We start from the raw sequence: 26062 nt of genomic DNA on the forward strand, positions 1-26062 counted from the left end.
TGAATGACTAGTCGTTGGGGACAGTCTTCGCGAAAAAGCTGCAAGGACTGTCCCCCACTGTCGGCAGAAAAGGAACGTCCCCATCTGCCGGATTAGGAGAGACTCTCCAGCACGCGACGGAGCTCCTGCTGGACGGCGTGGTCGCGGTTACAACCCACCACGCGATCGGCCACCGCTTTAAGCGCGGGGCGCGCGTTTTCCATCGCGCAGCCCGTGCCGACAAAGCGAATGATCTCGTAGTCGTTCATCGAGTCGCCAAACGCCATGACCTCGTCGCGACCAATGCCGTAATGCTCCGCGAGCTGCGCGATACCCGAGGCCTTCGACACACCAGGCTGCATGGCATCGATCCACGCGTTGCCCGAAGGTGCAAAAGTAAAGAGCTGACCAAGTTCGCGCTGTAGCACGTACGCGCTGTCCATAACCGCACTGTCGTCGCAAAAGATACTCGCTTTGATGATATTTACGCTGGGATCGGGCAGCTCCCAAATGCGCTCGGCATTGGGAAGGTCCTTATCGACCTCACGCACGAACTTGCACTCGTCATCGAGCAGGAAGGACTTGGTTCGGTCAAAGAGCGCAAGATGCAGATTGGGAAACGTCCTGACGGCTTGGGCGAGCCTTCGAATCGCCAGGTGGGAATACACCTCACGGTCTACCATCTTACCGTCGGCGTAGACCTGGGCGCCGTTAGCGGCGACAAAGTCCATCTTGTCGCGAACGGGCGCAAAGAACTCGCACAGGCGATCGTAGCGACGACCTGACGATGCAGCGAAATGCACACCATGCTCGTGTAGCGCCAGAATCAGTTCGTAGGTCTCGGGAGGCACCTGGCCGTTTTCGTCAAGCAGTGTGCCGTCCATATCGGATGCAATCAGTTTAAACATAGAAAAGCTCCCTTCGGGCTTGTTGGAATCGAACGCGTATCCGATTCCAACGTACCCAAAGGGAGCTCAAATAAGACTCCGCGGGCGTAAACGTTACAAGGACCTGGCAAATAGCTCACACATGCCAGAGGCCCTACGGTCGCGGCGTCAGGCAGCCCGCCAAAGAGCGTCCCCAATGACTAGTCGTTTAAGAACGTCCCCGATGACTAGTCGGCGTAGGTGAAGGTTGTAACGTCGAACATGCCCTCGGGGCGGATGCGAAGCGTCGGGATGACCGGCAGGGGCAGGAAGATGATGCCCATGATGGGGTCGAGCGGCGGCTCAATACCCATGGCGCGCGCCTTGACCATAAAGTCATCGTGCTGCGCGGCAACGTCCTCGGCCGTGCCCTCGCTCATCAGGCCACCGAGCGCCAGCGGAATGCGCGCCACGACCTCGCCGTTGCGCACCAGCACGTGGCCGCCCTGGCCCACGGCCTCAACGGCAGTCATCATATCGGCAGCGTTGTCGCCCACCACGCACACGTTGTGCGAGTCGTGGCCGATCGTGGAGGCAATGGCACCGCCCGTGATGGTGAAACCGCGCACCCAGCCGCGACCGATATGCTTGCCGACGAGCCCCATGCCGGCGGGACCGTCGCCATCGGCGCCCTCGGCCTGCAGCGACACGCCGCGGCCATGGCGCTCGATAAGCATAATGCGACGCAAGTCCTCGGCGCTCTCGGGACGGACCATGCCCGTGATAGCCATGCCCGGGATCACATCGATAACCGCCTCGCCCGGCTTAAAGGCATAGTCGAACACGTCGAGCGATAGCTTCGGCAGCTTAACGGAAGCACGCAGCTCATCGGCAAGCGCTGCGACCTCGGCCGTCTCGGGTGCGATCTCGCCCACAAAGGTGCCATCCTGCGCCACCAGAGCACCGGCGGCATATACGCGATGCGGGGCCGTGGCAAAGGTCAGGTCATCGAGCACCAGCAGGTCGGCGCGCTTGCCCGGAGCGATCGCGCCGCGGAGCTCGTGCGGGTCGCGGCAGCCGTGGTCCAGGCCAAATGCCTCAGCCGTGGAAAGGGACGCCATAGAGATGGCGACCACGGGGTCGATACCGGCCTCGATAGCCACGCGGCAGGCATTGTCGATCATGCCGGTCGAAAGAGCATCGGAGGGAGCGCGATCGTCGGTCGCAAAGCAGCAGCGGCGGGCGCGGGCAGGATTCTCCAGCAGCATCGGGGATAAATTGGCCAGGTCGTGGCTGCACGTGCCCTCACGCAGCATCACATACATGCCGCGGGACAGCTTGTCGAGTGCCTCCTCGGGAATCGTCGACTCGTGGTCGGCGATAATGCCCGCTGCGGCATAGGCATTGAGGTCCTTACCGGCAACGAGCGGCGCGTGGCCGTCAACCTGCTTGGACGGCGTCTGGTTGGCAGCATCGATGCGAGTGCAGGTCTCGGGGTCGGCCATAAAGACGCCCGGCAGGTTCATCATTTCGCCCAGACCAAAGACATCGCCTGGATGCTCGGCAAAAAACGCCTGCATATCGGCAGCCGAAATAACGGCACCGGCCTGCTCGTCGGGCAGCGCGGGCACGCACGAAGGCATCATGTACTTGATGGAGATGGGTGCGCGGCGGCCATCCTCGATCATAAAGCGCAAGCCGTCGAGACCGGCAACATTGGCAATCTCGTGGCTGTCGGCAATGGCAGTGGTAGTACCGCGCGTCGCGGCCATGCGAGCATACTCGGCGGGACGGATGTTCGAAGACTCGATATGCAGATGCCCGTCAATAAAACCGGGAGCGAGATAGCGACCCTGGCAGTCGATGACCTCAGTTGCCTCGTAGGTGCCAGCGGCATCGTCGCGACCATCGTAGAGCACGCCGACGATTACACCGTCCTTGACGGCAACGCTACCGGGCGCCACACGCTGGCCATACACGTCGACAATCTGCGCATTGGTAAACAGCGTGTCGACGGGCACGCGCCCCTCGGCGGCCTCGATCACAGACCTCATGACCTCAACGGACATACATACTCCTTTAACCGTAGAAAAAAGCTGCGGAGCGGACAGACCTTCACCGCAGCAAACCAATAGCCATTGTATGCCCAAACGATGGGTCAACAATACGCCTCTCCGCTTAACGGCACACGCTGCTCAGCGCAATGGGGGCAGGTTACTTTGCACCAATGACAAGGAGTGTCCCAAAGTGCCGGCACAAAAGGAACGTCCCCAAGTGCCAACCACGGAAGCGTCGATGTTTTGGCAACGACAGCGAGCGGGCCGCATTTGAGACAAGGTGACGTGAAACGAAAGGGCGCTGACCTTCTGGTCGCGCCCTTGAAGTTGAACGTCAGATTGTCCAAATGCGGCCCGCGCAGCGTCGGCCGGTCCGCCGTTCGTTAGAACGGTGGAACTAAATCAACTTAAAGCCCTTGCGCTTGCCCACGGAGAGGGTGTCGCCCAGCTTGAGGGCGCTGGGGTCGATGTTGTAGCTCTTGGGAGCCACGGCCTTGCCGTTGATCTTGACGCCGCCGCCGTCGATATCGCGACGAGCCTGGCCGGCGCTCGCCGAAAGACCCAGGTCCTTGAGCAGGCCAGCGAGGTAGATCTGGCCCTCGTCGTTGACGGTCAGCTCAACGTGCTTCTCGGGGAAGTCGGCGAGCTGGCCCTCCTTGAACACGCGGTCGAACTCGGCCTGAGCCTCGTCGCCGGCACCGGCGCCGTGGTAGGTGTCGCACAGGTCGCGACCCAGAGCGCGCTTGAGCTCGTAGGGATCGGCGGAACCGTCGGCCAGGGCAGCGTCGATCTTGTCGACCTCGGCCGGGGTGAGCGAGCTCGCCAGGCGGTAGTACTTGCCGATCATCTCGTCGGGGATGGACATGGTCTTGCCGAACATATCCTTGGGCGCGTCGGTCAGGCCGATGTAGTTGCCATAGGACTTGGACATCTTGCGCACGCCGTCGGTACCCTCGAGCAGCGGCATGGTGAGCGCGATCTGGGGCTCCATGCCCATCTTCTCCATGAGCTCACGGCCAGCGAGCAGGTTGAAGAGCTGATCGGTGCCGCCCATCTCGACGTCGGCCTTGATCTGCACGGAGTCGAAAGCCTGCATCACGGGATACAGGAACTCATGCAGGGCGATCGGCGTCTGAGACTGGTAGCGCTTGGTAAAGTCGTCGCGCTCAAGGATGCGGGCGACGGTGAACTTGGAACACACCTGCAGCAGACCGGCCAGGTCCATCGAAAGGATCCAGTCACCGTTGTGCACGATGGTGGTCTTCTCGGGATCCAGGATCTTCATGGCCTGGCTCACGTAGGTCTCGGCGTTGGCCTCGATCTGCTCCTGCGAAAGCTGCGGACGGGTGGAGTTCTTGCCCGAGGGGTCGCCGATCAACGCGGTGCCGTTGCCGATGATGAGGGTGACGTTGTGGCCCAGGTCCTGGAACTGACGCATCTTGCGCAGCGGCACGGCATGGCCCAGGTGCAGGTCGGGGCTGGTGGGGTCGACGCCGAGCTTGATGTTGAGGGGCTCGCCCTTCTCAAGCTTCTTGCGAAGGTCGGCCTCGGGAACGATCTGCGCGGCGCCCGAGGTGATGATACGCATTTGCTCGTCAACAGACAGCATTGGGTATCCTCCTTTTGCTATAGCACCCTCGCCGAAAACGGCGGTGCTGGAAGTCCATAAACTCTCTTATGATAACAAACTGACGCGACACGGCACCTACGACAGGAAAATCCTCGTCCTGCCGCACGCGTCAACGGCGACCGGCAGACGCGTACCGTCACGTTCAACTAAATAGCGCGTTTGCTGACGGCACGGGCAGTCACGACAATGAACCTGCCCCGTCGCATCCGTAGCGCAGACGCCCTCGGCGGTCAGCAGGCAGTGCTCGCACACCATAAGCTCGGGACGGTCGGCGTCGACCGGACCCAAGACGCCGGGTTCAGCGGCCAGTTCGGCAATACGCTCCGCATCATTGCCGAGCAACTCGGCCGGCAAGTACACCCGCCCCGCACCGAGTCCGCGCAGCCAGGTAAGCGTGGCCCGATTCGCGCAGAACACCGGCGCCGCCACGTCAAACGTCACGCCCAGCTCGCGAGCGATCGCCACCTGCCCCAGGTTGCGGCAGACGACGCGCCCGGCACGCTGCATCAGTGAGCGGGTCCAGTCAGCGTCACTCGCGCGGCACACCTCGTCAAGCACCACAACGGCGTCGGACAAATCGAGTTCTCCGCACGGGTCGGCATCCATCAGCTGCCAAGCAAAAACCATGCGAGTGGGAACCGCGCACTCCACCAACTCCGTCGATGCACCGCCATCCACCGCAACGCCCTCAAAGGGCAGCACTTCAACGGCACGCGCAACGGGCGCAATCGCATCCGCCTCGGCCCGCATGCGCTCCAACACCGCCGCCGTCTGATCCAACACGCCGGCGCTGCGAATCAGGTACACCTCGCAGCCCGCGTCCACCTTACGCTTGCAATGCACGACGACGCGCTTCCCCGCTGCGGCATCCACCGGGCAGGGCACCTGCGGCCAGCGCTTGGGCACATCGGGACGCGCGTCGACACCCGGATAGAACCGAATCTCGAGCGTGTCACCCGCCGCCACGGCGGCGTCGAGCTCAACGGTCACCTCTTCGTGGCCCACAGCGACCAAACGCCCCACGCGCACGCCCTGGTTAATTGCGCGCTCAAAGCTCATCAGCTCGGCACCCGAACGCCCTCGCAGGTACGCATCGGTAAACCCACGGTTAAACGACCTTCCCAGCTCGCGTTCAAGCTCTTCCACGACATCGGGGTCCCACGCGCCGTCGCGCAGCATATCGAGTGCCCGGCGCCACACCCGCACCACGTTGAGTACGTAATCGGGGTTCTTCATGCGCCCCTCGATCTTGAGCGACGCCACGCCGGCATCTACAAGCTCGGGCAGATGCGCAATACCCAGATAGTCACGCGGGCACAGCAGGCGATCTCCCTCGACGGCGACAACGCTCTGCCCCGCCTCGTCCACCAGGTCGTACGCCAGACGGCACGGCTGCGTGCAGTCGCCGCGCATCGCCGAGCGTCCACGCCGCAGGGCCGAGAACTCGCACGCCCCCGAATAACCGATGCAAATCGCACCGTGGCAGAATACCTCGATGGGCACGCCCGTGGCACATAGCGCCGCAATCTCGTCGACCGTCAGCTCGCGCGCCGTCGTCACACGCTCGACCCCCAGCTCATCGGCGGCAAGCCGCACGGCGCCTTCGCTATGAACGCCCGCCTGCGTAGACAGGTGAATCTCGACCCCGGGAATCGCCGCGCTCAGCGCGCAGGCCAACCCGGCATCGGCCACAATCAGAGCATCGGCGCCCAGCTCCAGTGCATGAGCTCCCAGCGCCACCGCATCGGACAGCTCATCGTCAAACACGAACACGTTGAGCGTCACGTACACGCGCACGCCATGGGCATGCGCCACGGCGCAGCCGCGCGCAAACTCGTCATCCGTAAAGCCATGCGCGCTCACGCGGGCGTTAAAGCCGCCCAACCCCGCGTAGATGGCATCGGCACCCGCGGCGATGGCCGCAAGCATCTGGTCGAGCCCGCCCGCCGGCGCCAGCAGCTCGGGCAGCGCCGCACCGGCAGCATCCAATCCAGTCTCGTATTGTCCGCTCGGCCCCATCGCCCGAATCGCCATCGGCAAACTCCTTACCAAGGTATGCATTCACTCTGAAAAATGCCGTCTTCCAGCATACACGAGGCCTCGCGCGCCCCGTTTGGTTTATCGTGTAATAACTTATGTCCATCCTGCCCCGACGGCACATCCACCGTCCGGCACGACATACCTGGAGGTCAATATATGGGTCCTCGCCAACGACAGGGACGCAGCCGTTCAAAGACGCATGCTCTGCCCATAATCCTGCTCTCGTTTTTGGGCTTTCTGCTGATTGCGGGCGTGGCATTTGGCATCGGCATGGTCGGCAACGTCAACCGCTGGCTGTCCGATCTGCCCGACTACACCGACGCCAACGCGTATCTGGTGAGCGAGCCCACCGAGATCGTCGACTGCAACGGCAACAAGATCGCGAGCTTCTACACGCAAAACCGCAAGTCCATCACCAAGGACGAGGTCTCCCCCTACGTGCTGCAGGGCACCGTTGACGTCGAGGACGAGCGCTTCTACGAGCACGGCGGTATCGACCTGTGGGGTATCGCGCGTGCTGCGGTGGCAACCCTCGGCGGCGGACACGAAGGCGCCTCGACTATCACCCAGCAGCTGGTGCGCAACACCATCCTGCAGGAGGAGCAGTTCGACTCGACCATCGAGCGTAAGGTGCGCGAGGCCTACATCGCCGTCAAGATGGAGGACATGTACTCCAAAGACGAGATCCTCATGATGTACCTCAACACCATCTACTACGGCCACGGCGCCTACGGCATCGAGGCCGCAGCCGAGACCTATCTGTCCAAGAGCGCCGCCGACCTCACCCTCAGCGAGGCCGCACTGCTCATAGGCCTTCCCAACTCGCCCTCGCAGTACGACCCCACGGTCAACCCCGACCTGGCGCTGTCCCGTCGCAACAAGGTCCTCGACAACATGTTGCGCCTGGGCCACATTACGCAGGAGGAACACGATGCCGCACAGGCCGAGCCCATCACCCTCAACGTGACCGAGATTTCGGGCAGCGGCGTCGACGTATACTCACAGCCCTACTTTGTCGCCTATGTTAAGCAGCTGCTGGAGCAGGAGTTCTCGACCGACGTGCTCTTTAAGGGCGGCCTGACCGTCAAGACCACCATCGACCCCACGATGCAGCAAGTGGCAGAGAATGCCGTCCGCGAGCAGCTCGACACGCTCTCACTCGACGGCCTGGACATGGGCATGGTCGTCGTCGACCCCAAGACCGGCTACATCAAGTGCATGGTGGGCGGCTACGACTACAACGCCGACGAGAACCACGTAAACCATGCCACGGCCAAGCGTCCCGTCGGCTCCACCTTTAAGGCCTTTACGCTGGCAACTGCCATCCAAAACGGCATGAACCCCAACGTCACCCTCAACTGCAACTCGCCGCTCAAGGCCAAGGGCACCACGACCGAGGTCCAAAACTACGCCAACCATAGCTATGGCAACATCACGCTTAAGCAGGCAACGGCATACTCCTCCAACACCGGCTACATCCAGGTGGCGGAAGCCGTCGGCAACAGCAAGATCATCTCGCTCGTCAAAAAGCTCGGCATCGATCCCGCCAAGGACAACATCGAGGATGTTCCCGTCATGACGCTCGGCACCGGCTCGATCTCGCCGCTCGAGATGGCCGCCGCCTACGCGACGTTTGCCAACGGCGGCTACTATCGCCAGCCGATCGCCATCACCGAGATTGACTCTCGTACCGGTTCGGTGCTGTTCCAGCACACGGACAATCCCTCACAGGTGCTTACCGAGGGCGAGGCCGCCGCGGTCACCGATGTTCTGTCCGGCGTCATGCAGGGAAGCGGTACGGGTGCTGCTGGCGCTCTGAGCGTCAACCAGCCCTATGCCGGCAAAACGGGCACCACCGACAACACCACTAACCTGTGGTTCTGCGGCTATACCCCGCAGCTGGCGTGCGCCCTGTGGACCGGCTATTCCGCGGGCGAGATCCCCATCCAAAAATACGGCACGGACCTGCTGGGCGACAGCACCAACCTGCCTGTCTTTAAGCGATTTATGAACACCGTTCTGACCGGTACCGAGCGCGAGGAGTTTGCGACCGGAACGGCGCCCACCTACAAGAACAACAGCGTCTGGAAGTTCTACGGCACCAACAACACCAAGAAGACGGAGAACGACGACAAGGACGAAAACGAGGACGAAGAGGAAACCACCACAACGACTACCACGACGACCACGACCACCGAGACCACGGGCGGCGACACCACCGGCGGCACCGGTACGACCGGTGGCTCGACGGGCGGCTCCACTGGTGGTTCGACCGGCGGCGATGGCGGCACGCCTACGCCTACGCCTACACCCACTCCCGACACCGGCGGCGATGGCGGCACGCCTACGCCTACGCCTACACCCACTCCCGACCCCTCGCCCACGCCTGACGATACGGTCGGCTAGAAATCATCCGGCCATAAGCAACAAGGCCCCCGAGCAGCTTATTAAACTGCTCGGGGGCCTTTTTAGTTTAAAGCGACCTGATGGGCGGTCTTTATACCGGCAGACAAAAAAAGGGGGCACCGACCAACGTCGATACCCCTTACAAGCCACTATGTCAGCGCGCACGGTGCCGAGCGCACGACCCGCACGCCTACTTGCGAGAATTGCTCAGCTTATTGATCAGCGCCTCGAGACGCTCGCCGTCCTCGGCCGTCTGGGCAATAACCAAAATCGTATCGTTGCCGGCAAGCGAGCCAAGCACATCGGGCAGCTCTGCCGCATCAACGGCGGCGGCGATGCCGGAAGCCGTGCCAGGCTGAGCCTTAATCATAACCAGATTATCGGTGCGCAGAACGCCCGTTACGAGCTCGGAAACCATACGCTGCAGGTGCAGGTCCTCTGCCAGAACATAGATGCCCTCAGGGAGCTTACGCAGCCCCATATCGGCAATATCGCGAGAGACAGTCGCCTGCGTGCAATCAAAGCCCATAGCGCGGAGCTCATCGACCAGCACGCGCTGCGTGCGGACGTCCTTATTGCGCACAATATCTCTAATGGCATCCTGGCGCCCATTGCGTTTTTTAGCCATACAAACCCTCTCTCCAAAAGATAGCGGAGACAATCAATTAGTGATTGAATAGTTTAACGCTATTTGAAGGCTTTTGTGTATAAGAACGCATTTCGAAACAATTCTATGCAAATTTGTTTCGAGGTGAGCCGTTTAGGCGGTTTTTGTGCCCGTCCGGTTAAGAAAAGCTGCCAGATGCGTACACATCACGCAGCGCGCGGGCTTGGCGCTGGCGATCGGCCCAAACAACAGACCGAGCCCCCGATGGTTATCCTTGAGCGCGGCGACCATCTGACGGGTTCGAGGCGCATCGAGCATATCACGCATGCGGGCGGAACGCTCGATTGACGACACCCCATGCGGGCTCAGACACAAATTCTCGATGCAGGCGACCAGTCCGGCAAAGTAGAACTTTTGGCTTGCCAGCTTGAGCCGACCACCGCTATCTGCTTCCGAGAGTGAGTCCGCAAGCTCGTCGAGCGCTCGAGTGTCATCGGATATCCTGGCATACATGGTGGGATCAAAGGCATCTGTAAGCTTAGGTGCCACCGCGTGGAAACAAGCGTCGCCGCAGCCGGACACGAATCGTGCCTGCGAGAGCGCATAAGCCATAAACTCAACCGTACGGTACGCCTTGCCGCGCGACAGGCATGCCTCAAACAGCGGACGGCTATACATCACGCCAGAGGTCTGAGCGACTAGGCCGCCCAAAATCAACTGGGGCAGCCCAGTCACCATAGAAGACTCGTCTTCTATGGCAATAGAGGCAGCATCCAAGACGCGCGAATGACGCTCGCGATGCGCATCGTATCGATCGAGCGACACCGAGGGGAGCACAATGTCTGCCGCAGTATCGCACGCGATATCGACCATCTTGGAAAGGGCCTGCGGAGCAAACCACTCATCGGCGTTCATGGCGATGATTTGAGAGCCGCGCGAGGCATCAAAACCGGCACGAAGACAAGCGCCGCGCTTCGCGTCCTCGACGTCAATCAAATCAATATGGATGTCCCTATCGGCAGCAACCTGAAGCGAATGGCGCGCACCGGGCGCAGCATCGCGGCAGACAACGACAATCTGCAAATCGTAGAGGTCTTGGTTCTGGATACTCTCGAGCGCACGCATCGCATAGCTGGGCGAACCTTCTACCACAAGGATCACCGAAAGTCGCGGATGCGAGCCACGTCGAACCAAGTTATCCGTCCTCTCGACAGCAATGAATCAAACCGTGGTTCATGGTACACCCCATAAATAAAAGCAATGAGACACCGGTTGCACTGCACGCCAAGAACAGATGTTGCACACGCGCAGCCCACAGATGACAGATGCCGACGAACGGCGCGTCAAGCCCTCCCCTAGTCGAGCACGACAAGCTCGGCGGGATCGTAATCCACGCCCATAAACGTAAGGCCGCAGGCAGGAGCCGTGGGGCCCGCAGCGGTACGATCGCAAGCATCGATGACCTCGCGCATCCACTCGGGTTTACGGCGATGCATGCCAATCTCGACAAGCGTGCCAACGATCGTGCGGACCATCGAATGCAGAAACGCATTGCCCTCGATGGTAAACGTCAGGATGTCCTCGCCAAACGCAACCTCATGGCCAAACTCGGCGCGCATTACGCAGCGGTGCGTAGGCTTGCCCACGGCAGAGGCGACCTTGCAAAAGCTCTTAAAGTCCTGCTCACCCAAAAGCGCGGGACAGGCCGCAGACATGGCCTCGACGTCCAAGGGATAGCGATGCCACCACACGGCACCACGGGACAGCACGGGGCGCGCATCGCGATCGGCAATACGGTACGTATACGTACGGGAACGCGCGTCAAAGCGTGCAGAAAAGCCCTTACGGGCCCTGTAGACCTCGTTTATGGCGATATCTTTAGGCAGCAGGGCATCCATAGCCCGCAGCCACCTACGGCGCGTAAGGGCGAGCTCAGCGTCCGTTACGGGCACGCTGATGTACTGAGCCACGGCATGCACGCCGGCATCGGTACGACCTGCGCACGTCAGATCGATCGGACGGCGAAGCAGCGTCTCGATGGCTCGACGCAGCTCACCCGCAACCGTCGCCTGTCCCGGCTGCTCGGCAAATCCGCTATACGACGAGCCATCATAGGCCACGCGAAATACGAGCGTGGCGTCAAGCTCGGGGGTCAAATTGAAATCAGACGGCGCAGTCATGGGCGCTCCCAACAAACAAGTAACGGTATCGCGACAAAAAAAGAGGGGTACGCGAACGTACCCCTCGAATATAGCCTATGCAGACGGAAAGTCTACTCAGCGGTCTCCTCAGCAGGAGCCTCCTCGACAGCCTCGACCTTCTTGGGAGCAGCGGCCTTCTTGGGGGCCGGAGCAGCCTTCTTGGCCTTAGGCGTGCAAGGCTCGGTGACGAGCTCCATGATAACGATGGGAGCGTTGTCGCCCTTGCGGTTACCGAGCTTCATGATGCGGGTATAACCGCCGTTGCGGTCCTGCCACATGCCCTGGGCAGCCTTGTCGAAGATCTCGGCAACGAGCTGCTTATCGCCGAGCTTGGCGATAGCCAGACGACGAGAGTGCAGGTCGCCCTTCTTGGCCCAAGTGATGATCGGGTCGACGACCGAACGCAGCGCCTTAGCGCGGGTCTCGGTGGTCTTGATGCGGTCGTTCTCGAAGAGGGCCTTAGCAAGGCTCTTCTTCATGGCCTTGGTGTGGCTCGCATCGGTGCCGAGCTTCAGGCCCTTCTTAACGTTGTGACGCATGGTCTAGTTTCTCCTCAAATATGCGAAGCATTAAGCCTTCAGGCTCAGGCCCATGGACTCAAGCTTGTCCTTCACTTCCTCGATCGACTTAACACCGAAGTTACGGATGTTGAGCAGATCGTTCTCCGAGAACTCAACGAGCTGACGGACCGAGTGAATGCTGGCGCGCTTAAGGCAGTTGTAGGAACGGACGGAAAGGTCCAGATCCTCGATCTGCTTGTCCAGCTCAGCGTTGTCGTTGGTGACCTCGGGAGCGAAGATCGAAGCCTCCTCCTCGACCTCGGGGGTCTCGGCAAGGTTCATAAAGGCGGCCATATGCTGGTTGATGATATTGGCAGCCTGGACCACGGCGTCGCGCGGGGCGATGGAGCCGTTGGTCTCGATCTCGAGGACAAGGCGGTCGTAGTCGGTGTGCTGACCGACACGGCAAGCCTCAACGAGCTTGGCGCAACGGGAAACCGGCGAGTACAGCGAGTCGACGTGGATCACACCGATGGGATCGTTGTCGCGCTTGTTGGCCTCGCCAGAAACATAGCCGCGGCCATAGCCGATGCGCATGCTCATGGTGAGATGGCCACCCTCGGTGAGCGTAGCGATGTGCTGCTCGGGGTTAACCAGCTCAAACTCGGACGGAATAAAGAAGTCCGCACCGGTGACCTCGCAGGGGCCGTCAACCGAGATGGTGGCGGTCGCCTCGTCGGTCGTGCCGAGAGCCCTGAAGACAAGACCCTTGACATTCAGGACGATGTCGGTGACATCCTCGACCATGTTAGGGATGGTCATGAACTCGTGCTGCGCACCATCGATCTGAATAGCCTCGACGGCGGCACCCTCGAGCGAGGACAGAAGAACGCGACGAAGGGAGTTACCCAGCGTATCGCCGTAGCCACGCTCGAGCGGCTCGACGGAGACACGAGCAGACGTCTCGTTGATCTCTTCGACCTGAACCTGAGGCCTAATGAATTCTGACATGTATTACCTCCAGCCTCAGCAGCCCGGATGGACTACTTAGAGTAGAGCTCGACGATGAGCTGCTCGTTGATATCACCGCTGATCTGCTCACGCGTCGGCAGAGCGAGCACGTTACCAGACAGCTTCTCGATATCGACCTCGAGCCAGCCAGGGACCTCAAAGCGCTCGGAGGAAATCAGGGCCTCCTTGATGGGGAGGAGGTCACGGAACTTCTCGCCGACAGCGACGACGTCGCCGGCCTTGACGCGGTAGGACGGGATGTCCACGCGCTTGCCGTTCACGGTGAAGTGACCGTGACGGACGGACTGACGAGCCTCTTTGCGGGTGCGGGCGAAGCCAAGACGAAAGACGACGTTGTCGAGGCGAGACTCAAGAATGATCATGAGGTTCTCACCGGTGACGCCGTTCATCTTACGGGCCTTGTTGAAGTAGCCGTGGAACTGCTTCTCCAGAACGCCATAGATGAACTTGACCTTCTGCTTCTCGCGCAGCTGCATGCCGTACTCAGATTCCTTGCGACGGCGCTTGGGCTGACGGATAGATTCCTTCTTGCTGCTGTAACCGAGCTCAGCGGGATCGATCCCGAGCTGACGGCAGCGCTTAAGAACAGGAGTCCTGTCGATTGCCATATTGATACGATCCTTTCAGTTACACGCGGCGACGCTTCTTGGGGCGGCAGCCGTTGTGCGGAATGGGGGTCTTGTCCTGGATGCTCGAGACCTCGAGGCCAGCAGCCTGGAGGGAGCGGATGGCGGTCTCACGACCGGAGCCGGGGCCCTTGACGAAGACGGAAACCTTCTTCATACCGTGCTCCATGGCCTGCTTGGCAGCAGCCTCGGCAGCCATCTGGGCAGCGAACGGCGTGGACTTACGGGAGCCCTTGAAGCCCACCTGGCCAGCCGACTTCCAGGAAATGACGTTGCCCTGGGGATCGGTGATCGAAACGATCGTGTTGTTGAACGTAGAACGAATGTGAGCCTGGCCCACGGAAATGTTCTTACGGTCCGCGCGCTTCAGACGGGCAGCGCGAACGTTCTTCTTAGCAGTAGCCATCTATCTAGCGCTCCTTATTTCTTCTTCTTAGCACCGATCTGACGCTTCGGGCCCTTGCGGGTACGAGCGTTAGTGTGGGTGCGCTGGCCGCGGACCGGGAGGCCCTTGCGGTGACGAAGGCCGCGGTTGCAGCCGATGTCCATAAGGCGCTTGACGTTCTGGTTGCGCTCACGGCGGAGGTCGCCCTCAACCATGATCTGGTTCTTATCGATATAATCGCGGATGGCATTAACCTCATCCTCGGTGAGGTCCTTAACGCGCGTATCCACGTTAACGTTGCACTCGACGCAAATCTTCGTCGCAGTGGTGCGGCCGATGCCGTAAATGTAGGTCAGACCGATCTCAACGCGCTTCTCACGCGGGAGGTCGACACCATTAATACGGGCCAACGTAGTCTCCTCTCTTAACCCTGACGCTGCTTATGACGGGGGTTCTCGCAAATGACGAGGACCTTGCCATGGCGCCTAATGATTTTGCACTTATCGCACATCTTCTTGACCGAAGGACGTACCTTCATCGTTCTTCCTTTCGGTAGCGCTCAAACTACTTCCCTACTATCTACTCGCCCAGCCGCAGGCGTTTAAAACTATGGCTGGTCTTCACACACAATCCGACCGTAGGTTGAGCTAAGCCTGCAGTCGGAAATGGAGTGCGTGTATGCGTGCCGCTATTTGTAGCGATAGGTGATGCGGCCGCGGGTCAGGTCGTACGGGGAAAGCTCCACGACAACCCTGTCACCGGGGAGAATACGGATGTAATTCATTCGGATCTTGCCAGAAATGTTGCACAGAACCGAATGACCGTTCTCGAGCTCGACCTTAAACATGGCGTTGGGCAACGGTTCCTTTACCGTACCCTCGAGCTCAATTGCGTCTTCCTTCTTCACAAGCAATCATCTTTCTCTAGAAAACGACAGCGATTGAGTATTCTACAACACGTATGCACGCATCGTAATAACTTCGTAATGGCTCCACAACTAAGTGGAACTTGTTACATTTCTCCGCCTTGGAGGGAGCACCAAGCACCTTGGGCATCCGTGGTGAGAATCACCGGACCATCATTGGTAATGGCGACGGTGTTCTCGTAGTGCGCGGCGGGCAGGTGATCGTTGGTCGTAACAATCCAACCGTCGGAGCCCGTGCTCACATGGTTGGAACCCATCGTAACCATCGGCTCGATGGCAATGACCATGCCGGCCTGGAGGCGAACGCCCCTCCCCTTCTTTCCATAGTTAGGAACGTTGGGGTCCTCGTGCATCACGCGGCCAATGCCATGGCCTACATAATCACGAAGCACACCGTAACCGTGAGACTCGGCGAGGGACTGAACGGCATAACCGACGTCCCCGATATGGTTACCGGGAACAGCCTGCTCGATGGCAGCCTTAAGGCAATCGCGCGTGACCTCGCACAAAGCCTTGGCTTCGGGCGTGGGGGTGCCGACGAAAAACGTCCAAGCGTTATCGCCGACCCAACCGTCGACAACGGCTCCCGTATCGATGGAGATGATATCGCCATCGCGCAGGATCATGTCGGGGTTGGGAATACCGTGGACCACGGCATCGTTGATCGATGCGCAAATGGTCCCCGGGAACCCGCCGTAACCCTTAAAGGCCGGGGTGCCGCCATGCATGCGGATAATCTGCTCCGCGAGCTGATCGAGCTCAAAGGTGGAAACGCCGGGGCGCACCATGGCTCCAACGTGGCGGAGCGCCATCTTAGATAGCGCTCCTGCCTTCTTCATCTGCTCGATTTGCGTTGCAGACTTAATCTTGATCATAGACCGAGAGCCTCTTTGACATCCCCGTACACGGTCTCGCGAGCCTGGTCACCGTTGACCGACTTGAGCAGACCCTGGCCACGATAGTAGTCGACGAGCGGGCTCGTGGACTTCTCGTAGACGTCGAGACGGTTCTTGATGGTCTCGGGCTTGTCGTCGTCGCGCTGATACATCTCGCCGCCACACTTGGGGCAGGTAGCATCGGCAGCGGTGCCGGTGTAACCGCATGCGCGGCAGGTGCGACGCGAAGACAGACGATCGATAATGACCTCGGGGGCCACATCGACCAGAAGGGCGCAATCGATCTCGCGACCCATGGCGGAGAGCTCGGAATCGAGCGTCACAGCCTGGGCGGTGTTGCGCGGGAAGCCGTCGAGGATGAAGCCCTGCTGGGCGTCATCGGCGGCAAGGCGCTCCTTGACAAGGTCGATCACGAGCTGGTCGGGAACGAGCTCGCCAGCGTCCATGTACTTCTTAGCCTGAATACCAAGCTCGGTGCCACCCTTGACGGCAGCACGCAGCAGGTCGCCCGTGGAAATATGGGCGACGCCAAACTCGGCGACGAGCTCCTGTGCGACGGTGCCCTTACCGGCACCCGGAGCTCCGAGCAATACGAGGTTCATGAGCAATCCTCCTCTAGCCTATTTAAAGAATCCATCGTAATCATACATCTTGATCTGGCCTTCGAGCTTATCGACCGTGTCGAGCACGACGCCGACCATGATGAGGATGGACGTGCCGCCAAATGCCTGGATCAGATGGTTACCCGTGAAGGAGAAGATGATCGAAGGCACGATGGCGATGAGCGCCAAAAAGACAGCGCTGGGAAGCGTGATCTTGTTGAGCGCGTTCTTGATGTAGGCCGCGGTAGCCCTACCCGGACGGACGCCCGGAATAAAGCCGCCCTGCTTCTTAAGGTTATCGGCCGTGTCATCGGGGTTGAACACCATGGAGGTGTAGAAGTACGCGAAGAACACGATGAGGACAACGTTAAGCACCCAGTTGAGCCAACCGGTCGAAAGCGCGGAGGCAACTGCCTGAATCCAGCCGATGCCGGGGAAGAACACGGCAATCTGAGCCGGGAAGTACAGCAGCGCCGAAGCGAAGATGATCGGCACGACACCCGCGGTGTTGACCTTGATGGGCAGGTAGGTGGTCTGGCCACCCATCATGCGACGGCCCACGACGCGCTTAGCGTAGGAGACCGGGATGCGGCGCTGGCCGCGCTCAAGGAAAACAATCAGTGGGATAACCAGCAGGATGATGGCGCAGATGATCACCATGGTGATGATGCCACCGGCATTGCCCTCGGTGCTGGAGAAGATAGCCTGCGGCAGACCGGCCATGATGTTCGCAAAGATGATCAGCGACATGCCATTGCCGATACCGCGCTGGGTGATGAGCTCACCGATCCACATGATCAGCATGGCGCCCGCGGTGAGCGTACCGACGATCATGAGGTCGAAGATGATCTCGGGAGCGCCGGCGCCATTAAAGCTGATGCCGAAGCTCTTAAAGAGGAAGAGGTAACCCACGGAGTTGAGGATTGCCAGAGCCAGGGTGAGGTAACGCGAATACTGCGTAATCTTTGTCTGACCGACCTCGCCCTCGCGGGCAAGCTCATGCAGGGAAGGCACGACGGCCTGGAGCATCTGGAGGATGATCGAGCTGGTGATGTAAGGCATGATGCCCAGCGAAAACACCGACACATAGCTCAACGCGCCGCCAGAGAAAAGATTCAGGAGGGCCATAGCACCTGCGGCGACCGAATTGTTATCGGTCGAGAAAAGGCCCAGCATCCCCTGGAAGGGAATGCCGGGCACAGGAACGTGCGCACCAATGCGGTACACGACGAGCATAGCTATGGTAAAAAGAATCTTTTCGCGCAATTCTTTGATGCGGAAAGCATTCTTAAGACCATTTAGCACGGCAGCTCGACCTTTCCGCCGGCGGCCTCGATCTTGGCCTGCGCAGAAGCGCTGACCTTGTCGACCTTGACCGTGAACTTCTTGGTGAGCTCACCATTGCCGAGCACCTTGACGGGCTCGAACTCGCTCTTGGTGATGCGAGCGGCCTTAAGAGCGGCACCGTCGATCACAGCGCCGTCCTCGAACTTACGCTCGAGACGCTCAACGTTAACAGCGGTGTACTCGATACGACGGGGGTTGCGGAAGCCCGGAAGCTTGGGCAGGCGCATAGCCAGCGGAGTCTGGCCACCCTCGAAGCCGGCACCCTTGGTGCCGCCAGAGCGGGAACCCTGGCCCTTCTGGCCGCGGCCAGAAGTGGTGCCGTGACCCGAAGAATTGCCACGGCCGACGCGCTTGCGGTTCTTGGTGGAACCGGGCGCGGGAGTAAGATCGTGAAGCTGCATTTGCTACTCCTCTACAATCTCGACAAGGTGCTTGACCTTGAAGATCATGCCGCGGACGGACTCGTTGTCAGCAATCTCGCGAACCTCGCGGATCCTGTGGAGACCGAGGGCACGGACAGTACGGACCTGGTCCTGCTTGCAACCGTTGGTGCTGCGGACCTGCTTGATCTTGATGGTGTCAGCCATGCTTAGTTCTCCTTACCGACGAACATCTCGGAGACCGTCAGGCCACGGCGAGCCGCGACGTCCTCAGGGCTGGAGAGCTCCTTGAGGCCCTCGACGGCAGCCTTGATGATGTTGAGGCCGTTGTCGGTACCGAGGGACTTGGACAGGACGTTCTTGATGCCAGCAAGCTCAAAGAGGGGACGCACAGCGCCGCCGGCGATAACGCCGGTACCCTCGACAGCGGGCTTGATGATGATGCGGCCGGCACCAAAGTGGCCGAGAACCTCGTGCGGGATGGTGCCCTGCTCGGTCACCGGCACGTGGAACATGTTCTTCTTGGCATCGAGAGATGCCTTGGAGATGGCCATGGGCACCTCAGCGGACTTGCCCATGCCAACGCCGACGTTGCCCTTGCCGTCGCCAACGACGACGAGAGCGACGAGGCTCATGCGACGACCGCCCTTGACGGTCTTCGACACGCGGTTGATGTAAACGACGCGCTCCTCGAACTCGGAGGCCTCGCGCTGCTGCTTCTGATTACGAGCCATGTGCTACATACCTCCTAGAACTCGAGACCGGCGGCACGAGCACCGTCGGCGAGGGCCTTGACGCGGCCATGGTAGATACGGCCACCGCGATCGAAGGCGACCTTGGTGATGCCGGCCTCGATGGCGCGCTTGCCAACGAGCTGACCGACCTTCTCCGCAGCCTCCTTGTTCGAGGTGTGGGTGCCCTTGAACTCGGCCTCGAGGGTCGAGGCAGAGACGAGCGTCAGGCTGGAGCCCTTGCTGTCGTCGATGATCTGGGCATAGATGTTGGCGTTAGTACGGGTCACGCGAAGACGCGGACGCTCGGAGGTACCCGAGACCTTGCCGCGAACACGACGCTGACGACGCTTGAGGCCTTCCAGCTTCGCCTTATGCTTGTTCATACGTAAACTCCTAAAAAGGTTGATCTTGCCAGCACCTGACGGGGTGCTGGTCTTATGCGAGTGAGTCGGTTACGACTACTTGGCGGCCTTACCCAGCTTGCGGCGGATGTGCTCGCCAACGTAGTGGATACCCTTGCCCTTGTAAGGCTCGGGAGGACGATGGCCGCGGATCTCAGCGGCGATCTGACCGACCTGCTGCTTGTTGATACCCTTGACGTTCACGTGGGTGTTGTCGGGAACCTCGAAGGTGATGCCCTCGGGAGCCTCGACGATCACGGGGTGCGAGAAGCCCAGGGAGAACTCGAGGTTCTTGCCCTTCTGCTGCACGCGGTAACCGACGCCGGCGAGCTCGAGCTTCTTCTCGAAGCCCTCGGAAACGCCAACAACCATGTTGTGGATGAGGGCGCGGGTGAGGCCGTGGCGGGCACGGGTCTCACGCTCGTCGTCGGGACGGGAAACGGTGAGGACGTTGTCCTCGACGTTGATAGCGAGCTTCTCAAAGACATCGAGCTCGAGCTGGCCCTTGGGGCCCTTGACGACAACGTTGTTGCCGTTGACTGCCACTTCGACTCCGGCGGGAATCTGGACAGGCTTATTACCGATACGAGACACGGTGATCTCCTTTCCTTCTACCTACCGAGCGAATTACCAGACGTAAGCGATGATCTCGCCGCCGACGTTGTGCTTGCGAGCATCGCGGTCGGTCATGACGCCATGGCTGGTGGAAATAATGGCGGTACCAAGGCCACCGCGGACGCGGGGCATGTCGGCAACGCCGGTGTACTTACGCAGGCCCGGCTTGGAAATGCGGCGGATGCCGTTGATGACCTTAGCCTTCTTGGGACCATACTTAAGCGTGATGTGCAGAGTCTTCTGGGGAACGGTGTCCTCGACATCGTAGCCCTCGATGTAGCCCTCCTCGTGCAGAACACGAGCGATCTCGACGAGCTTCTTGCTGCTCGGCATGGAGACCGTGGCCTTGTTCACAGAGTTAGCGTTACGGATGCGCGTAAGCATATCTGCGATCGGGTCTGTAAGGTTCATACAGATTCTCCTTCGTTCTTGATGAACACGTGCTCTTGGTTCTTCGCCGCCCTTAACAGCAAAGCCTTTTTAGCGCGTTTTCCCTGTTCCAAACTGATGCTTGAAACGCTGGTAGTGACTTACCAGCTGGCCTTCTTAACGCCGGGAAGCTCGCCCTTGAGTGCAAGCTCGCGGAAGCAGACACGGCACAGGCCGAACTTGCGGTACACAGAGTGCGGACGGCCGCAGCGCTGGCAGCGCGTGTACTCACGAGTAGAGAACTTCTGCTTGCGATTGCACTTGACGATCATCGATGTCTTAGCCACTTATATCCTCCTCACATAGAGTATTGTTCGCCCCAAGCGCCGCCCCCTTGTGGGAACGGCGCTTATAGGGCAGGTGAACCTATTTCTTGAACGGGAAACCGAAGGCGTCCAGAAGGGCCTTGGCCTCCTCATCGGTGTTGGCGGTGGTCACGAAAGTGATGTCCATACCACGCTGGTGATCGACGGAATCGAAGTCGATCTCGGGGAAGATGAGCTGCTCGGTGACGCCCATGGAGAAGTTACCACGGCCGTCGAAGCTCTTGGCGGAGATGCCGCGGAAGTCGCGGATACGGGGAATCGCGACGGAGGTCAGACGATCGAAGAACTCCCACATACGGTCGCCACGCAGGGTAACCTTGCAGCCGATCGGCATACCAGCGCGCAGGCGGAAGGTAGCGATGGACTTGCGGGCACGGGTAATCATCGGCTGCTGGCCGGTGATGGCGCGCAGGTCGCGCACGGCACCGTCGATGGCCTTGGAATCGGTAGCGGCCTCGCCGACACCCATGTTCACGACGATCTTCTCAAACTTGGGGATCATCATGACGTTCTCGTACTGAAACTTGTCCTGAAGCTGCTGCTTGACCTCGTTGTTGTACTTGGTCTTCAGACGCGGCACATACTTCTCTTCTGCCATTGTTCACTCCTTCTTGGGGTTTTAAGCACGGGGCGTGGCCACGATGGGTTGTCCTCGTGCCTCCTGGCTGCATCCGCGCCGCTCATGGCATTTCGCGGTTTGGACTCGACGCAGCAGGAGCCGACAAAACAATCGGTACTATACGCGCATCGGGAGCGTATTTCCAGAAAAACCTCGTCTGCCTGCACAACTCCACAACTCCCCCGCACAAATGGATCCCAAAAAGCAGTTGCGGTGAAATAGGGACTGTTGGGCGGCCTAACAGGCTTAAACAATCCGTATTTCACCGCAACTTATTGGTGGGGATGCGATTAGCGCTTGCGGGGGACGAGCTTGGTGCGGCGCAGGTGGATCATCTCGGCGGCGATGGAGATGGCGATCTCCTCGGGGTCCTCGGCCTCGATGGCAACGCCGATCGGAAGGTGCAGCTCGCCGATCTGGTCCTGCGTAAAGCCTTCCTGCTCCAGGCGGGCACGCACAAAGGCCGTCTTGCGGCGCGAGCCCAGACAGCCCAGGTAGGCAGGCTTGGCGCGCATGGCCTGAATCACCACGTCGATATCGGACTTGTGACCCGCCGTGGCGACGACCACCAGGTCGCGCGGGCCGATGGGGCACAGCTCGCTCAGGTTCTTGTAATCGACCAAGCGACGATCGTAGACACCGGGCACCCAATCGGGGGTCAGCGTGCCGGGGCGGTCGTCGCACGCCACGACGGCAAAGCCCGCCGCCGTGAGCACCCGCGCCGTCGCGGCGCCCACGTGGCCGCAGCCAAAGATATAGGTCAGGCCCTCGGGGCAGAGCGTCTCGATGTGCGCCGCGGGAATCTCGGAGGCGGCGTTGGTGTAGGTGACCTTACTCCCCTCCTCCACCAGCGAAAGCTCGGGGCAGCCGGCAATGGTATGGCGCGATGCCTCGCCATGGTACTCGACCACATCGCCCTCCAGGGCCTGAATGACAAACGGTTCAAAGTCGATGACGAAGTCGCCGATACGTCGATACGTCAAGACGTCGGCAATTTCCTGGAACAACGGTGCCTGAGTCGCATCCAGATGCAGGTAGCACAGGCAGATGGCTCCGCCGCAGATCATGCCGGTATCGGAGTTCTCGCTGCCCATGGTGTAGCGGACCAGACGCGATTGCCCCGCGGCCAGCAGCTCTCGCGCCTCGTCCAGCGCAAAGAGCTCGATCTTGCCGCCGCCGATGGTGCCCGCCTGGCTACCGTCGGCAAAGACGGCCATCCAGGCGCCCACGCCGCGCGGCGACGACCCCGCCGTGCCGGCCACGACCACGAGCTCGCACATCTTGCCAGCACGCAGGGCGACAAGCGCCGCATTCACAACATCGAGCTTTTCCATTGCCGCCTTCTATCCTCTAAAGATATCGGTGAGCATAGCGAGTGCCTCGAGCACGCCGCCGCCGACCGACGTCGCCTTGTCCGAAATGTAGTTGATATAGCTGGCATCGCCGCGCGGATCGACATCGGCGCATTTAAAGCCCTCAGTCACCCGCACGCCGTTCGCCAAAAGCCCGCGCAGACAGCCATCGATCTGCGTGCACATGGGCGTATCGTCCGCGTAGCCAATCACGTCTCCGGCGCTCACGATGTCGCCGATTGCGCGGTCGGACCGAAACACGCCGGCGGCGGGGCTGTGGATAACGCGCTCCTTGCCATAGCCGGCGATCACGCCCGGCACGCCCGTGTTGGGCTGGGGCGAGCCCTGGGTAATGACACGGCCCAAAAAATGCCCGCGCATGGTCTCGACCACGGCGTCGCAATCGACCGGCGCGGTAAAGCCCGGCCCCACGGCGATGACGGTAGGCGCCATGTCGCGCGTGGTGCCCAGGTTGCGCTTGGCCAGAATCGCGTCGACCACAGCCGCGGGTTTAAGCTCATCGAGCATCTTGGCCTGAGGGTCCACCACGACGGCAACATCCCCCGCTTGGGTAATCTCGAGCGCCTCTGCCGGCGTCTGCGCCAAGCGAGCGCGAATGCCCTCGACCTGGACCTCGCCCAGACGAATAGCCTCGCAAAAACTGATTGTGCGGCGGATGCACGTGGGAACCGCGATATCGGCCATAACGACCGACACGCCGGCGTGCACCAAGCGAGCGGCGACACCCGTGGCGATATCGCCGGCGCCGCGAACATAAACGAGCATTCCCGGGGCACCTCCCTGTGCTACGGTTTGAGCAGAGCAAAAGCGGTTCGACCGCTACTCTGATGATTATTTATTATCACAGTATTATACGGCGGTGAACAGATGGAAACGGTTAGCGGCAATCTTGCCTCGGCGCTCAGGATCGAGCCGGGCATTACCGCGATTATCGGCAGCGGCGGCAAGTCGACGTTGCTCAAAACGCTGGGTCTTGAGCTCATGCGCGCTGGCGGCCGCGTGCTCCTCTGCACCACCACGCATATGCTTCCCGTTGCCGGCGTGCCATGGGACGGGTCGAATCGTCGCCTGGACGCCGCGCCTTGGAAGCCGGGCGCCTCGCATGTCCCCGGTTGCACCTGCGAGGCATGCGCGGGCATGAGCCGCGGAAGTATCTGCCAGGCGGGTGTTTTGGACCCGGAGACGGGCAAACTCTCCTCCCCTGCCGAGCCGCTCGACCAGCTGGCGCAGCGCTTTGACTACGTCCTGGCCGAGGCGGACGGCAGCAAGCGGCTCCCGCTCAAGGCGCATGCCCCGTGGGAGCCGGTCGTTCCCGCCGGCACGGCCAACGTCATCTGGCTCGTCGGCGCCTCGGGGCTCAGCAAGCCCATCAACGAAGCCGTCCACCGCCCCGAGCTCTTTTGCGAGCGTTGCGGCTGCGAGCTCACCGACATCGCCACGCCCGAGCGCGTCGCCCAGGTGCTCAATGCCGAGCTGCGGATGCTGAACCTCAACAATGCCCGTATCATGCTCAACCAAGTCGACACGCTCAGCGACCCCACGATGGCAGATCGCTTCGAGGCAGCCCTCAACCGCCCCCTCATCGCCACCAGCCTCAAGTAGCCGGCCCCATCTCGTCAGTTGCGGTGAAATACGGACTGTTTGCGGCCGTTAGGCGGCCAAACAGTCCGTATTTCACCGCAACTGCGGAGGGGACACGGCATCTTTGCTGCTAGCGGGGGACGTAGCGGCCGGGTTGGGCTCCGGTGGGCTCGCCGTCGCGTGCCGCCAGCACGCCGTTCACAAACACGGCTTTGGCGCGGCCATGTGCCTCAAAACCCTCGAGCGGCGTGTAGTCCACGGCCTGATGCTGCGTCGCCGCGCGAATGGTCCAGCGCGCCTGGGGATCCCACACGCACACGTCGGCATCGGCACCCTCGGCAAGACAGCCCTTGCGCGGGTACATGCCAAACACGCGCGCCGGGTTCTCGCTCATCAGGCGGCAGAGGTCCTCGGGGCCCAGTTGCCCCTCAAAGCTCGTGGCGATCGCGACGGGACGATGCTCCACGCCGGGCCCGCCGTTGGGAATCGCGCGGAAATCGTCGCGCCCGCGGTCCTTTTGCCCGTGCAGGTTAAAGCTGCAATGATCGGTTGCAATAGTATCGATCTCGCCAGCCACAAGCGCCTCGCGCAACGCGGCACGGTCACCGGCATGGCGCAGCGGCGGGCTCATCACGTACTTGGCGCCCGCAAAGCCGTCCTCGCCCTGTTCCAGATAGCAGGTGTCGTCGAGCATCAGATACTGGGGGCAGGTCTCGACATAGATATTCTTCTGCCCGCGCGCTTTGGCAGCACGGATGGCCTCGAGCCCCAGCTTGGTCGAAAGGTGCACCACGTTGACCGGAGCGTCCCCGGCCAGGTGCGCCAGATACAGCAGGCGGCTCACGGCCTCACCCTCGCACACGTCCGGACGGCTGAGCGCATGGCCCTCGGGCCCGTGGATGCCCTGCTCAAACACGCGCTTCTGCAGCGCATTCACCAGCGTGCCGTTCTCGCAATGCACGCACAGGATACCGCCCACGCGCTTGAGCTCCTCCAACACCTCGAGCGTCTCGGCATCGTCCAAGCGCAGGTGGTCATAGGCAAAGTAGGTCTTAAACGACGACACGCCCGCCTCGCGCATGGCCGAAAGATCGGCGCGGTTGCGCTCATTCCACTCGGCGAGCGCCATATGAAAGGCGTAGTTGGCGGTGCAGGTGCCGTCGGCGCGATGATGCCACTCGACCAAGGCATCGGGCATGGTCACGCCGCGATCGGCCGTCGCGTAGTCGACGATGGTCGTGGTACCGCCGCAGACAGCCGCACGTGTGCCGGTCTCAAAGCTATCGGCCGTCCAGTCCATGCCGGTCCAACACTGCATGTGCGTGTGCCCATCGATAAAGCCCGGGAACACCCAACAGTCCGTGGCGTCCTGGACGGTATCGTCCTCGCCCGGCTCAATCGCCGCGGCAATCCGCACGATCTTGTCGCCCTCCATGGCAAGGTCGGCGCGGCGAAGCCCCTGGGGCGTCACGAGCGCGCCGTTTTTGATGATGATCATAATTGCT

30 protein-coding genes are annotated in these 26062 nt (G+C 60.9%); 2 read left to right on the plus strand and 28 right to left on the minus strand.

Going from position 1 to position 26062, the window contains the following annotated elements:
* Positions 1-92: 92 nt before the first annotated feature.
* The 4 genes from GXM19_RS05000 to GXM19_RS05015 form a co-directional block, all read right to left on the minus strand.
* A complete protein-coding gene (locus GXM19_RS05000; protein ID WP_006235286.1) occupies positions 93-887 on the minus strand; it encodes a Cof-type HAD-IIB family hydrolase in 795 nt (264 codons plus the stop codon).
* A 206-nt stretch (positions 888-1093) separates the two neighbouring features.
* Complete coding sequence (locus tag GXM19_RS05005) at positions 1094-2914, minus strand: adenine deaminase (RefSeq protein ID WP_006235285.1); 1821 nt, start codon at positions 2912-2914, stop codon at positions 1094-1096.
* Positions 2915-3299: 385 nt separating this feature from the next.
* Positions 3300-4511: a tyrosine--tRNA ligase gene (tyrS, locus tag GXM19_RS05010; RefSeq protein ID WP_006235283.1), complete on the minus strand. Its 1212-nt coding sequence runs from the start codon at positions 4509-4511 to the stop codon at positions 3300-3302.
* A gap of 96 nt (positions 4512-4607) precedes the next feature.
* Positions 4608-6566, minus strand: coding sequence for a U32 family peptidase (locus GXM19_RS05015; protein WP_006235282.1), 1959 nt, complete (start codon positions 6564-6566; stop codon positions 4608-4610).
* Between the two features lie 162 nt (positions 6567-6728).
* Here GXM19_RS05015 and GXM19_RS05020 point away from each other — a divergent pair, with 162 nt between their 5' ends.
* The gene (locus tag GXM19_RS05020; RefSeq protein WP_006235281.1) at positions 6729-8978 is read left to right on the plus strand and encodes a transglycosylase domain-containing protein; all 2250 of its coding nucleotides are present in this window, start codon (positions 6729-6731) and stop codon (positions 8976-8978) included.
* A 190-nt stretch (positions 8979-9168) separates the two neighbouring features.
* Here GXM19_RS05020 and GXM19_RS05025 read toward each other — a convergent pair whose 3' ends face one another.
* From GXM19_RS05025 to yqeB, 23 genes are all read right to left on the minus strand, one after another.
* Positions 9169-9606, minus strand: a complete 438-nt coding sequence (locus tag GXM19_RS05025) for an arginine repressor (protein ID WP_006235280.1) — start codon at positions 9604-9606, stop codon at positions 9169-9171.
* A gap of 132 nt (positions 9607-9738) precedes the next feature.
* Entirely contained in the window at positions 9739-10737 is a 999-nt protein-coding gene (locus GXM19_RS05030) for a glycosyltransferase family 2 protein (protein ID WP_147293055.1), read from the minus strand.
* Positions 10738-10940: 203 nt separating this feature from the next.
* Positions 10941-11765 (minus strand): tRNA pseudouridine(38-40) synthase TruA, encoded by an 825-nt coding sequence (gene truA / locus GXM19_RS05035; RefSeq protein ID WP_006235278.1) that lies wholly within the window; start codon positions 11763-11765, stop codon positions 10941-10943.
* Between the two features lie 92 nt (positions 11766-11857).
* Positions 11858-12325 carry a 50S ribosomal protein L17 gene (gene rplQ, locus GXM19_RS05040; RefSeq protein WP_006235277.1) on the minus strand — a complete coding sequence of 156 codons (468 nt, stop codon included), beginning with the start codon at positions 12323-12325 and terminating at the stop codon, positions 11858-11860.
* A gap of 30 nt (positions 12326-12355) precedes the next feature.
* Positions 12356-13297 carry a DNA-directed RNA polymerase subunit alpha gene (locus GXM19_RS05045; RefSeq protein WP_006235276.1) on the minus strand — a complete coding sequence of 314 codons (942 nt, stop codon included), beginning with the start codon at positions 13295-13297 and terminating at the stop codon, positions 12356-12358.
* A gap of 32 nt (positions 13298-13329) precedes the next feature.
* Positions 13330-13926, minus strand: a complete 597-nt coding sequence (gene rpsD / locus GXM19_RS05050) for a 30S ribosomal protein S4 (protein ID WP_006235275.1) — start codon at positions 13924-13926, stop codon at positions 13330-13332.
* A gap of 19 nt (positions 13927-13945) precedes the next feature.
* Positions 13946-14350, minus strand: a complete 405-nt coding sequence (rpsK, locus tag GXM19_RS05055) for a 30S ribosomal protein S11 (protein WP_006235274.1) — start codon at positions 14348-14350, stop codon at positions 13946-13948.
* Positions 14351-14364: 14 nt separating this feature from the next.
* Positions 14365-14739, minus strand: a complete 375-nt coding sequence (rpsM, locus tag GXM19_RS05060; protein WP_022094275.1) for a 30S ribosomal protein S13 — start codon at positions 14737-14739, stop codon at positions 14365-14367.
* A gap of 14 nt (positions 14740-14753) precedes the next feature.
* Positions 14754-14867, minus strand: a complete 114-nt coding sequence (gene rpmJ / locus GXM19_RS05065; RefSeq protein ID WP_006363204.1) for a 50S ribosomal protein L36 — start codon at positions 14865-14867, stop codon at positions 14754-14756.
* Positions 14868-15017: 150 nt separating this feature from the next.
* Positions 15018-15236, minus strand: coding sequence for a translation initiation factor IF-1 (gene infA, locus GXM19_RS05070; protein WP_035137443.1), 219 nt, complete (start codon positions 15234-15236; stop codon positions 15018-15020).
* A gap of 104 nt (positions 15237-15340) precedes the next feature.
* Positions 15341-16129 (minus strand): type I methionyl aminopeptidase, encoded by a 789-nt coding sequence (map, locus tag GXM19_RS05075; RefSeq protein ID WP_006235270.1) that lies wholly within the window; start codon positions 16127-16129, stop codon positions 15341-15343.
* Positions 16126-16752, minus strand: a complete 627-nt coding sequence (locus GXM19_RS05080) for an adenylate kinase (RefSeq protein ID WP_006235269.1) — start codon at positions 16750-16752, stop codon at positions 16126-16128. Before GXM19_RS05080 ends, map begins: the two co-directional genes overlap by 4 nt.
* 18 nt (positions 16753-16770) lie before the next feature.
* Positions 16771-18057, minus strand: coding sequence for a preprotein translocase subunit SecY (gene secY, locus GXM19_RS05085; RefSeq protein WP_035137447.1), 1287 nt, complete (start codon positions 18055-18057; stop codon positions 16771-16773).
* The gene (gene rplO, locus GXM19_RS05090) at positions 18051-18500 is read right to left on the minus strand and encodes a 50S ribosomal protein L15 (protein WP_006235267.1); all 450 of its coding nucleotides are present in this window, start codon (positions 18498-18500) and stop codon (positions 18051-18053) included. The genes secY and rplO overlap by 7 nt, the downstream gene beginning before the upstream one ends.
* Positions 18501-18503: 3 nt before the next feature.
* The gene (rpmD, locus tag GXM19_RS05095) at positions 18504-18686 is read right to left on the minus strand and encodes a 50S ribosomal protein L30 (protein ID WP_006235266.1); all 183 of its coding nucleotides are present in this window, start codon (positions 18684-18686) and stop codon (positions 18504-18506) included.
* 2 nt (positions 18687-18688) lie between these two features.
* Positions 18689-19213, minus strand: a complete 525-nt coding sequence (rpsE, locus tag GXM19_RS05100; RefSeq protein WP_006235265.1) for a 30S ribosomal protein S5 — start codon at positions 19211-19213, stop codon at positions 18689-18691.
* A gap of 14 nt (positions 19214-19227) precedes the next feature.
* On the minus strand, positions 19228-19596 hold the full coding sequence (gene rplR / locus GXM19_RS05105) for a 50S ribosomal protein L18 (protein WP_006235264.1): 369 nt from the start codon (positions 19594-19596) through the stop codon (positions 19228-19230).
* 75 nt (positions 19597-19671) lie between these two features.
* Positions 19672-20208 carry a 50S ribosomal protein L6 gene (gene rplF / locus GXM19_RS05110; RefSeq protein WP_006235263.1) on the minus strand — a complete coding sequence of 179 codons (537 nt, stop codon included), beginning with the start codon at positions 20206-20208 and terminating at the stop codon, positions 19672-19674.
* 33 nt (positions 20209-20241) lie between these two features.
* Positions 20242-20640, minus strand: a complete 399-nt coding sequence (gene rpsH, locus GXM19_RS05115; protein ID WP_006235262.1) for a 30S ribosomal protein S8 — start codon at positions 20638-20640, stop codon at positions 20242-20244.
* Positions 20641-20759: 119 nt separating this feature from the next.
* Positions 20760-20945, minus strand: coding sequence for a type Z 30S ribosomal protein S14 (locus GXM19_RS05120; RefSeq protein ID WP_022094280.1), 186 nt, complete (start codon positions 20943-20945; stop codon positions 20760-20762).
* Between the two features lie 79 nt (positions 20946-21024).
* Positions 21025-21582 carry a 50S ribosomal protein L5 gene (rplE, locus tag GXM19_RS05125; protein WP_006235260.1) on the minus strand — a complete coding sequence of 186 codons (558 nt, stop codon included), beginning with the start codon at positions 21580-21582 and terminating at the stop codon, positions 21025-21027.
* A 311-nt stretch (positions 21583-21893) separates the two neighbouring features.
* Entirely contained in the window at positions 21894-22937 is a 1044-nt protein-coding gene (locus GXM19_RS05130) for an XdhC family protein (RefSeq protein ID WP_006235259.1), read from the minus strand.
* A gap of 9 nt (positions 22938-22946) precedes the next feature.
* Positions 22947-23741: a selenium-dependent molybdenum cofactor biosynthesis protein YqeB gene (yqeB, locus tag GXM19_RS05135; RefSeq protein ID WP_006235258.1), complete on the minus strand. Its 795-nt coding sequence runs from the start codon at positions 23739-23741 to the stop codon at positions 22947-22949.
* Positions 23742-23843: 102 nt separating this feature from the next.
* On the opposite strand from yqeB, the gene yqeC reads away from it, so the two are divergent.
* Positions 23844-24578: a selenium cofactor biosynthesis protein YqeC gene (gene yqeC, locus GXM19_RS05140; protein WP_006235257.1), complete on the plus strand. Its 735-nt coding sequence runs from the start codon at positions 23844-23846 to the stop codon at positions 24576-24578.
* Positions 24579-24687: 109 nt separating this feature from the next.
* On the opposite strand, the gene hydA is transcribed toward yqeC, so the two are convergent.
* Complete coding sequence (gene hydA, locus GXM19_RS05145; RefSeq protein ID WP_006235256.1) at positions 24688-26055, minus strand: dihydropyrimidinase; 1368 nt, start codon at positions 26053-26055, stop codon at positions 24688-24690.
* Between the last annotated feature and the right edge of the window lie 7 nt (positions 26056-26062).

It is taken from the genome of Collinsella aerofaciens ATCC 25986, assembly GCF_010509075.1.
Classification (GTDB): Bacteria; Actinomycetota; Coriobacteriia; order Coriobacteriales; family Coriobacteriaceae; genus Collinsella; species Collinsella aerofaciens.

Bases quoted from the DNA above. Each gene is read 5' to 3' on its own strand.
- GXM19_RS05000 (WP_006235286.1), bottom strand. From the start codon at position 887: ATGTTTAAACTGATTGCATCCGATATGGACGGCACACTGCTTGACGAA.
- GXM19_RS05005 (WP_006235285.1), bottom strand. From the start codon at position 2,914: ATGTCCGTTGAGGTCATGAGGTCTGTGATCGAGGCCGCCGAGGGGCGC.
- tyrS (WP_006235283.1), bottom strand. From the start codon at position 4,511: ATGCTGTCTGTTGACGAGCAAATGCGTATCATCACCTCGGGCGCCGCG.
- GXM19_RS05015 (WP_006235282.1), bottom strand. From the start codon at position 6,566: ATGGCGATTCGGGCGATGGGGCCGAGCGGACAATACGAGACTGGATTG.
- GXM19_RS05020 (WP_006235281.1), top strand. From the start codon at position 6,729: ATGGGTCCTCGCCAACGACAGGGACGCAGCCGTTCAAAGACGCATGCT.
- GXM19_RS05025 (WP_006235280.1), bottom strand. From the start codon at position 9,606: ATGGCTAAAAAACGCAATGGGCGCCAGGATGCCATTAGAGATATTGTG.
- truA (WP_006235278.1), bottom strand. From the start codon at position 11,765: ATGACTGCGCCGTCTGATTTCAATTTGACCCCCGAGCTTGACGCCACG.
- rplQ (WP_006235277.1), bottom strand. From the start codon at position 12,325: ATGCGTCACAACGTTAAGAAGGGCCTGAAGCTCGGCACCGATGCGAGC.
- GXM19_RS05045 (WP_006235276.1), bottom strand. From the start codon at position 13,297: ATGTCAGAATTCATTAGGCCTCAGGTTCAGGTCGAAGAGATCAACGAG.
- rpsD (WP_006235275.1), bottom strand. From the start codon at position 13,926: ATGGCAATCGACAGGACTCCTGTTCTTAAGCGCTGCCGTCAGCTCGGG.
- rpsK (WP_006235274.1), bottom strand. From the start codon at position 14,350: ATGGCTACTGCTAAGAAGAACGTTCGCGCTGCCCGTCTGAAGCGCGCG.
- rpmJ (WP_006363204.1), bottom strand. From the start codon at position 14,867: ATGAAGGTACGTCCTTCGGTCAAGAAGATGTGCGATAAGTGCAAAATC.
- map (WP_006235270.1), bottom strand. From the start codon at position 16,129: ATGATCAAGATTAAGTCTGCAACGCAAATCGAGCAGATGAAGAAGGCA.
- GXM19_RS05080 (WP_006235269.1), bottom strand. From the start codon at position 16,752: ATGAACCTCGTATTGCTCGGAGCTCCGGGTGCCGGTAAGGGCACCGTC.
- rplO (WP_006235267.1), bottom strand. From the start codon at position 18,500: ATGCAGCTTCACGATCTTACTCCCGCGCCCGGTTCCACCAAGAACCGC.
- rpmD (WP_006235266.1), bottom strand. From the start codon at position 18,686: ATGGCTGACACCATCAAGATCAAGCAGGTCCGCAGCACCAACGGTTGC.
- rpsE (WP_006235265.1), bottom strand. From the start codon at position 19,213: ATGGCTCGTAATCAGAAGCAGCAGCGCGAGGCCTCCGAGTTCGAGGAG.
- rplR (WP_006235264.1), bottom strand. From the start codon at position 19,596: ATGAACAAGCATAAGGCGAAGCTGGAAGGCCTCAAGCGTCGTCAGCGT.
- rpsH (WP_006235262.1), bottom strand. From the start codon at position 20,640: ATGAACCTTACAGACCCGATCGCAGATATGCTTACGCGCATCCGTAAC.
- rplE (WP_006235260.1), bottom strand. From the start codon at position 21,582: ATGGCAGAAGAGAAGTATGTGCCGCGTCTGAAGACCAAGTACAACAAC.
- GXM19_RS05130 (WP_006235259.1), bottom strand. From the start codon at position 22,937: ATGGAAAAGCTCGATGTTGTGAATGCGGCGCTTGTCGCCCTGCGTGCT.
- yqeB (WP_006235258.1), bottom strand. From the start codon at position 23,741: ATGCTCGTTTATGTTCGCGGCGCCGGCGATATCGCCACGGGTGTCGCC.
- yqeC (WP_006235257.1), top strand. From the start codon at position 23,844: ATGGAAACGGTTAGCGGCAATCTTGCCTCGGCGCTCAGGATCGAGCCG.
- hydA (WP_006235256.1), bottom strand. From the start codon at position 26,055: ATGATCATCATCAAAAACGGCGCGCTCGTGACGCCCCAGGGGCTTCGC.